This window comes from Limnoglobus sp. (assembly GCF_059499385.1).
On the sequence record NZ_JCABYM010000010.1, the window covers coordinates 1 to 8,627 of the forward strand.

The following is an 8,627-nucleotide window of genomic DNA, read 5'->3' on the forward strand; positions in this document are numbered from 1 at the left end:
CCACGCGGCCCCGCGCCCGGAGCCCGGACGGTGCGCGGCTCGGCCCCTGGGGGGTGCGTGGCCCGGGCCGGGGGGGCGCCGGCCCCCCCCCCCCCCCCCCCCCAGCGCGCCCCCGGCCGGTGAGCAACGCCCCGGTAGGAGGGAGGCGACCCCCCTCCCCAACCCTCCCCCCCAAGGGGGGAGGGAGAAAGAGGGATGCCCCTTCAAGGTGAAACTCGGGCTGCCGGTCGTGTCACACAAACTCGCGACCCCTTCAGATCGGAGAACTCCTCGGTTCAACTCGCGGCCTGTGGCGGGGCGACGGGGGCGGACGACTTCGCCACGTCCAGCGACGGCGCGCCGTTCCGCGACGTGCGGTTGTTCGACCCCGACCCGGACGGGGCCGCGGGCACGATCACCTCCCGGCGGAACGTCGGCAGGTACCGCACCCGGCGGCGGGCCAGCCACCGCGCCGCCGCCCCGACGGCCAGCGCCACCGCCAGCGCCAACAGGCCGGGCAGGCCCGCGGACAGCATCTGCGCCGCCGGCTGCGGGATCAGTACCGCGGCGGCGATCGCGAGGACGCCCCACAGCGCGACGGTCGGCCCGACGAGCGCCGGCCGCAGCCGCGACACGGCGAGGCCGACGATCAGCGTCAGTAGCGAACACGTCACGACGAACGGCAGCCGCGGGACGCGCACGACCCGGACCGTCGCCGGCGTCGCCTGGCGGCCGGTCACGGCGTCGTCGGCCGCGCCGACCCACGCCTCGCCGTCCGGCGACACCCCGCCGGCGAACCACCGGTCCAGCTCCGCCGGCGACAGCCCGGCGACCGGCGCGGGCAGCCCGCCCCGCCAGCCCCACCGCACGTCCGGCAGCAGGGCGGTCGTGAACACCAGCGGCACGTCCCGCGACGGCACGGCGACTTGCCACCACGCGGGCGCTTGCAACACCGCCCCGCGGACCCGCGGCGGCACGAGCAGCAGCTCGCCCGCCGGCTGTGGCGGCAGCGCGTACTGGAGTTCCACCACCAGCGTCGGGCGGCTCGGCCGTGCCTCCGGTAGCGGGACGCGGTACGCCCGCGCGGACTCGTCGCCGCCGGGCAGCGGGGTCAGCCCGTCCGCCCGGTCCTTGTTCACGAACACCGTCGGCGGCCCGGCGGCCGTGAGTTCCACGTCGATCCCGCCGGCCGGCCACCGCTTCAACAAGAACCGCGCCCGGCCCTGCACGGCCCCGTCCGCCGACGCCCACGTTTGCACCACCGCCCGCTCGACCACCGCGGCACCGGCGTCGGCCGATTCGACGAGGTCGAACGCCAGCGGCACGGCCTTCGGCCCGCCGGCCGCCGCGAGCGTCAGCCACGGCAGCGCGTCGCGGTCCGGCGTCGGCTCCGGCGGCCGCTCCTCCCACGTGCCTTGCACGTTCGCCGGCCGGCGGCCGGCCGCCGCGCCCCACACCCGCACCGTCGCCGTCACCTTCGTCGCGTCCGGCCACACGAGCGGCACGTCCGCTGACACCGGCTTGTCAGCAACCCGCGGCGGCAACGGCACGGCGTAGCTGACGGTCAGCGTCACCTCCTTCGCGTCCGCCGCCGGGGTCAGCGTCCACAGCCCGCCGCCGGCCGGTTCGACCGCCGGCGTCGCCTGGAACGCTAACGGGTTCACCGGCCCCTTCAGCCGGATCGGCCGGCCGATGGCGTCGGCCGCCTTGAACTGGATCGTCTCCACGATGGTGAGCTGCCGCTCGCCGACGGTCACGTCGGCCCGCGCGGTCGCGGCGAGTTCCGCCCGGTACGGCTGCCACGCCACGTCGAGCCGGGCGAGCGGCGTCTCGAACGTGCCGGCCAGCTGCGGCACGGCCGCGCCGGGCTTCGGCGGCGTCGCCGGCAACAGGTCCACCGGCGTCGCGTTCGCCGCCGCCTCCGCCGCCGTCCCGCGGACCGTGAACCCGTCCGGCACGGTGACGGTCAGTTGCGACTCCCGCTCCTCCGATCCGGTGAACTTCGGCAGCGGCAGCGCCGCGTCCGACGCCGTGTCGTCGAGCGGGAACAGCGTCTCGACGGTCAGCGCGAACGGTTCCGACTGCCCGGCCGCGAGGCGGATCGTCAACGGCCGCTTCCCGTTCGCCTCGGCCCCGACCGCGACCTCGTCCACCCGGTCGTCGGGGCGAACGACGACCTGGTCCCGCCACCCGCTCGGCAGGTCGAACGTGAGCTGCTCGACGACGGTTCGCACCGGGGTGACGCGGACCTCGGTGCGGAGCCGCCACCCGTCGCGGGTGAGGTCGAGCCGGTGGTGCGGTTGCACGGCCGTGAACCCGCGGGCCGGGCGGGCCTCGAACTCCAGCGTCGGCGGCTTCGCGGCGGCCGTGGCGTACCGGAAGGCGGCTACGGGCGCGTCCGCCCCTGCGGCCGCGTCCTGGCGGCGGACCTCGGCGGAGTGCTTGTAGTTCGACAGCCGGATCGTCGGCGGGGCGAAGATGCGGACCGTGCCGGTCTGCTTCGGCACGCCGACGGCGAACGCGATCCCGACCGGGTACGGGCCGGGGTGCTTCGCGTCCTTCGCGTCCGGCCGCGGCTGCCGGACGACGGCCGTGACGACCCACTCGCCGGCGTCCGGGGTCTGGATTTTCCACGCCGGCAGCTTCGGGTCGGTGACGCGGGTGACGGCCGGCGACGAGGCGAAGATCGCCTCGATGTTCGAGACGTTCGCCCGCGCCGCGGTGACGGCCGCGTCCGCCGGCAGTTGCACCAGCCACTCGCGGGCCGGCCCTTTCAGCCTCAGCTTCGTCGTCGTCTCGATCTGCGCGTCGTCCACCCGAACGGTCACGTCGGCGTCCGCTGACAACGCGGTGTCAGTTGCCGCCGGGGTCGCGGGCGTCGGCGTCTCCCACGCGACTTCGAGTAGGTCGATCGGGCCGAGCGGCACGCCCTTGCCGGCGAACCGGGCCGCGTCGTCGGTCGTCCGCTTCAGCTCCGGCGGCCGCGGGGCGGCGGCTTCCGGCGTCCGCGTGCCGACGATCAGCTTCTTCACGGCCGGGCCGGGCGGCTCGAACGCCAGCGACGTGATCGCGGCCCGCGGCAGCCCGACCTCGAACCCGAGTTCGTTCTTCCCGCCGCGGGGCAGGACGGCCGCCTCCAGTTCGAGCGTCACCTTCTGCTCGCCGGGCTGCTCGACGACGACGGCCAGCCCGTCGGCGGTCGATTCGAGCAGCGGAATTTTGCCGTCCGTGCCGGTGGCCGCGACCGGGGCCGCCCGCTGTCCGCCGAGCAGCACGACGGTCCGCGGGGCGGTCGTGCGGAAGGAATATTCGACGACGAGCTTGGCGACCGGCTTGCCGCCCTTCGCGTCCACCTTGCCGCGGACGTGGCACGCGCTCGGCGACACCGGCTTCGTCGTCTCGCGGAGCTTCTTGAGCTGCTCGGCCTGCTCGACGAGCTGCTGGTACTCCTTCGCAGAGAGGACGACGCCGTCGATCTTCGGGGCCGCGTCGGTCGGGTTTGCGGTGTAGAAGACGACCGTGCCGTCCGGCAACTTCACCGCCGTGGGCGGCTTGGCGTCCTGGGCCGGGAGGAGCGCGGCGCAGACGAGGAGGGCGGCCGCGGAGAGCGGCCGGGCGAGGCGACGAGGGGAGGGAGCGCACGGCACGGTCGGCCGTCCTCAGACCGTGGAGGGAACCGGACAACTTGAGTCGAACTTCGGGCGAACGCTGGTGCTGTGAGTATACCCGCCCGTCGCGGCCGGACGGACCGGTAAACGCCGAAAGTTTTCCGCCACCCGGTCAGTCTTCGCAATCCGGGCGATTGTGCGCGGCGTTGCGCCTTTGCGACCTGGGCGGATCGCTCGCCGGCGACCGGCGGATACGCTAAACCCGATGAGTGACGTGTGACCGTCTGGAGTGGCCGAAGTATGTCGAACGCCGAATCCGTGACCGTGCTGACGGACCCGCAGGTGTACCTCGTCGGCAAGCAGGTCGTGCAGACGCCGGAGCTGGAGCGGTTTCTGGGCGATCATGGGGTGAGTTGGAAGTCGGACAGCGAGGTTCCGGCCGAAATTCTGTCCGAAGTGGCCGGAAGAGTCTGTTACCTCTCCTTCGCCCGCCCGCGGCCCGGCGGGAACTCGGTTTACCTGAACCACATCAAGGAAGTCGGCCACGGGTCCGTGTTGGAGCACGGTGTCTGGAACCTGTTGCTGACGGGCCTCAGCCGCAGCCTGACGCACGAACTGGTCCGACACCGCGCGGGGTTCGGATACTGCCTCACCGGCGACACGCTGATCTACAGCGAGCACTGGGACCGGGGCAAGCGGAGCGGGCCGAAGAAGCGGACGCTCCGCAGCCTGTACGAGATGACGAAGACGCACCATGGCCGCTCCCGCGTCAAGCTGCTCCGCCTCCGCTGCCTCGACGAGGCGACGAACACGTTCACCACGGGCAAGGTTCGCGCCCTGGCCTGTTCGGGAACGAAGCCGGTCTTCCGGGTCGAACTCGAAGACGGCAAGGCGATCACTTGTTCCCGCGACCACCGGTTCCTGACGCCGGCCGGCTGGAAGCCGCTGCACGAGGTCGTGAACGGGTTGGAGGTTTCGGTCAGCGGGATCGCGGTCCACGGCCCGCTCACGCACCCGATCGCGACCAACGGGCTGGCCGCGTACAAGGACGCGAACTGGCTACGGACGCAATACGTCGAGCGGAACCTCGAGCAGCGAGAGATCGCCGACCTCGCGGGGGTGACGCACCACACGATCCGGGCGTGGGTCCGCAAGCACGGGCTGCAAAAGCCGGTCGGCTCGTGGACCGTCGGCCGCGAGCCGTGGAACAAGGGGCGGCAGTACACGGCCGGGTGGAAGCACACGGCGGAAACGAAGCGGCTGCTCGGCGACCAGAAGCGCGGCCCGAACAACCCGCACTGGAAGGGTGGCATCACGCCGTACTCCGTCACGGTGCGGCGCGGCGTCACGGAGGTGGCCCCACGGGTGTTGGCGAAGTTCGACTACACCTGTCAGCTCTGCCGCGTCCGCGGGGGCACGCTCGAGATGCACCACGTCCTGCCGATCTGGGCTCGGCCGGACTTGGCGCTCCACGAGACGAACCTCGTTCCCTTGTGCGAGCCGTGTCACCTCAAGGTGAACACCCGCGAGTTGGAATTTGCCGAACGACTCGGCGCGGCCGCGCCCGACCTTCGACGGATCGATCCAGAAACGCGAAAGAAGGGCGGTGGGAATCTGCTCGTCGCCCGGTTCAAGAAAATCGCCTCGGTCACGTATGCCGGGGAGCAGGAGACGTTCGACATCGAGATGGACGGCCCGCACCATAACTTCGTCGCGAACGGGATCGTCACGCACAACTCGCAGCTTTCCCAACGCTACGTGGACGAGTCCGTCGCCGAGTACGTCGAGCCGGACATCATCGCGAACGACCCGGAGTTGCACGCCGTCTGGCTGGACGCCGTGAAGCAGTCGCACGCCGCCTACGTGAAGCTCGCGGAGCTGCTGAACAAGAAGCTCGCGGACCCGGCGGCGGCCACGGCCGCCATGCTCCCGCCGGACGCCGACCGCACCACCCGCCGCAAGTCCGCCCGGCAGGCCGCGCGGAGCGTGCTGCCGAACGCGACGGAGACAAAAATCTTCGTGACGGCCAACGCCCGCGCCCTGCGGCACTTCCTGGAGCAGCGCGGGTCCACCGGGGCGGAGCCGGAGATTCGGAAGCTCGCGAACCGCATGCTCGACGTGCTGGCGACGGACAGCCCGAATTTGTTCGGCGACTACCAGCGGCGGCCGCTGCCGGACGGCACGTTCGAGATCACGACGCCGTATCCGAAGGTGTGATGCCGCCTGCCGTATATAGCCGCCGGCTTGCCGGCGGGGTTTTGCGACTCCAAAACCCCGCCGGCAAGCCGGCGGCTATATAGTTGGGCTCCTCCCGTCGCGCCGCCCGCACGTCACAATCCCACCCCGCGGCACGCCCGCTACACGTCCTGCGACGCGAGCGCAGCGGCCAACGATTACGACCGCACGCCCGCGGACCGCTCCTTCCGGCACGACCGGCGTTCCGATACTCGGGGTAGACGAGCTAGCGGGGTTGTTCGCCGTTCGCCGATCCGCTCGTCGTCGCGAACGCGCGATAGGAACGCGAGCTGCCGCAGCTGCCGGTTCGCCCGAACCGGCCGACGGGACCGACGGAGTCACCCGATCGGCGGCTCGATCAGGAGGGGGCATCATGAGGATGCGCTGGGGTCTTTCGGCCGTGCTCGCGTCGCTGGGGGTCGCCCCGGCCGCGTTCGCCGGCCACTGCGGGACCACGACCTACGGCGGCGGCTGTCCGCCGGCCGCGCCGGGCGGCTGCGAGCCGACCTGCCAGACCGTCCACGACGGCAGCGGCAAGCGGTTCCACACCGGCTACCGCACCGTCACGGAAACCGTGATGAAGCCGGTCACGAAGACCTGCTACCGCGACGAGAAGCAGACCGTCATGCAGACGGTCACCGAGAAGGCGTGCCAGACCGTCACCGAGGTCGTCTGCAAGCCGGTGTGCAAGACGGTCATGAAGGAAGAGGTTTGCGTCAACTACAAGCCGGTCTACGAGACGTGCAACAAGGTCGTCTCCGAGACGGTGAACAAGTGCGTCACCGAGACGACGTACAAGGAGTGCAAGTACACCGTCCACCGGAAGGTGTGCGAGACGCAGTACAAGGAATGCACCTTCACCGTCTGCAAGCCGGTCTGCGAGCAGGTCGTCAAGAAGCAGTGCTTCTTCGTCTGCCGCCCGGTGTGCGAGACGACGTTCAAGGAGTGCCACGAGAAGGTCAACAAGCAAGTGACCGAGTGCGTGATGAAGGACTGCGCGAAGACGGTCTGCCGGCCCGTCACGGAAACCGTCATGAAGGACGTGACGCGGACGGTGTGCGAGAACGTCAGCGAGGTCGTGAACAAGTGCGTCAAGAAGACCGTGTGCGAGCCGGTCGTCGAGTGGAAGTGCGTGACGAAGAAGGTCCCGCAGACGGTGACGGAAACCTACGTCGTGAAGGGCGCGTGCAAGCTCGTCCCGACGTGCGACCCGTGCGCCAGCGGGGCCAACCGCGACGGCTGCGGCAGCTCCGCCCCGTGCGCCAACCCGTGCGCGGACCCCTGTGCCGACCCGTGCGCCGATCCTTGCAAGGACCCGTGCGCCAAGAAGGGCCTGCTCGCCCGACTCTGCGGCAACCGCGACGACGCCAGCCTCGCCGACAAGGTGATGGCCCGGCTCGCGAGCGTCGGCCACTCGGCCGGTAGCGCCGGCGTCCTGGCGAACGGCTGCGGCGGCCCCGGCCTCACCGGCGCGACGCTCGTTCGCGAACCGGACGAGGTGAAGACCCGGCAGGTCACGAAGTACGTCGAGGTCACGGAGAAGGTCCCCGTCACCACGATGGTGAAGAAGACCTACGACGAGAACGTGCCGACGACGGTGACGAAGCAGGTCCGCCGCCAGGTGACGGAGCGCGTCCCGGTGACGACGACGCGGATGGTGAAGGAAACCGTCATCGAGAAGGTCCCGCAGAACGTCGTCCGGAACGTGACGGTGACGGAAGTTCGCCAGGTTCCCGTGACGAACAAGCGGACGGCCTACGGGGCCTACGTCGATGCCGCGAACGCGGCGAAGGCGGCCCCGAACGGCAGCGCCGGCGAAATCCTCGGCAAGAACGCCGCGGGCATCGACGGCAGCGTCCCGACCTACGACGCCGGCGGCAACGGCCGGGTGTTCGTCGAGGGGCTGAAGGTCACGAAGGACGTGGTCGAGAACGTCACCCGGAACGTGAACGTGACCGAGGTTCGCAAGGTCCCGGTTCAGGTCGAGAAGACCGTGGCCGAGGAAGTCGTCAAGAAGGTCCCGGTGACGACGACGAAGACGGTCCCGGTCGTGGTCGAGAAGGTCGTCCCGGTCACCACCTGCAAGATGGTGAAGGTCGAGACGAAGAAGCTCGTGCCGACGAAGGTGACTGAGATGGAGCAACAGACGATTACCAAGCAAGTCCCGGTGATGCTGACGAAGCAAGTGCCGGTGACGAAGACGGTGAAGGTCCCGTACACGACGACGGAGATGGTCCCGACGACGGTGACCCGCAAGGTGCCGGCGGACGACTGCGGCGGGTGCGGGGCGAACGGGGCCGGCAGCCTCGGCAACGCGCTGAAGAACAGCGCCTGCGGCAACGACGCCGCGTGCGGCGACGCCTGCGGCGATCCGTGTGCGACGAAGCGGCCGGTCCGCGACCTGCTCGGCAAGCTGTTCGGCGGCCGCCTGTGCTGCCCGAAGGAAGCGGCCGCGTGCGACGCCTGCCCGCCGGCCGACCCGTGTGCGACGGCCGCGCCGGTCGCGGCCCCGGTGGACGCGGCGAAGAAGATGCCGGAGCCGGCGAAGCTGCCGGAGAAGAAGTAAGGTTCGACCCCCCTCGCGGGGGAAGAAGCGAAACGGCCGCCCGAACGGGCGGCCGTTTTTGTTTTGTTCCCTCCCCCCTTGGGGGGGAGGGTTAGGGAGGGGGGTAACCTCCCTCCCGCTGCGAGGATCGCGTCCGAGGCGGGTAGCTCGGGGGGGGGCGCGCCGCGGCCCCCCCCCCCCCCCGCGCGCGGGCCCGAGACACCCCCCCCCCCCCCACCCCCCCCCCCACCCCCCCCGCG

3 protein-coding genes are annotated in these 8,627 nt (G+C 71.1%); 2 read left to right on the top strand and 1 reads right to left on the bottom strand.

Annotated features, from left to right (window positions below; translation table 11 throughout):
* Nucleotides 1–275: 275 nt before the first annotated feature.
* Complete coding sequence (locus AC5JJ2_RS01495; RefSeq protein ID WP_495856197.1) at nucleotides 276–3,626, bottom strand: hypothetical protein; 3,351 nt, start codon at nucleotides 3,624–3,626, stop codon at nucleotides 276–278.
* A 261-nt stretch (nucleotides 3,627–3,887) separates the two neighbouring features.
* Here AC5JJ2_RS01495 and AC5JJ2_RS01500 point away from each other — a divergent pair, with 261 nt between their 5' ends.
* Both AC5JJ2_RS01500 and AC5JJ2_RS01505 read left to right on the top strand, forming a co-directional pair.
* Nucleotides 3,888–5,804 carry an FAD-dependent thymidylate synthase gene (locus AC5JJ2_RS01500; RefSeq protein WP_495856198.1) on the top strand — a complete coding sequence of 639 codons (1,917 nt, stop codon included), beginning with the start codon at nucleotides 3,888–3,890 and terminating at the stop codon, nucleotides 5,802–5,804.
* Between the two features lie 391 nt (nucleotides 5,805–6,195).
* The gene (locus AC5JJ2_RS01505; RefSeq protein ID WP_495856199.1) at nucleotides 6,196–8,388 is read left to right on the top strand and encodes a hypothetical protein; all 2,193 of its coding nucleotides are present in this window, start codon (nucleotides 6,196–6,198) and stop codon (nucleotides 8,386–8,388) included.
* Nucleotides 8,389–8,627: the final 239 nt, after the last annotated feature.

Bases quoted from the DNA above. Each gene is read 5' to 3' on its own strand.
- AC5JJ2_RS01500 (WP_495856198.1), top strand. From the start codon at position 3,888: ATGTCGAACGCCGAATCCGTGACCGTGCTGACGGACCCGCAGGTGTAC.
- AC5JJ2_RS01505 (WP_495856199.1), top strand. From the start codon at position 6,196: ATGAGGATGCGCTGGGGTCTTTCGGCCGTGCTCGCGTCGCTGGGGGTC.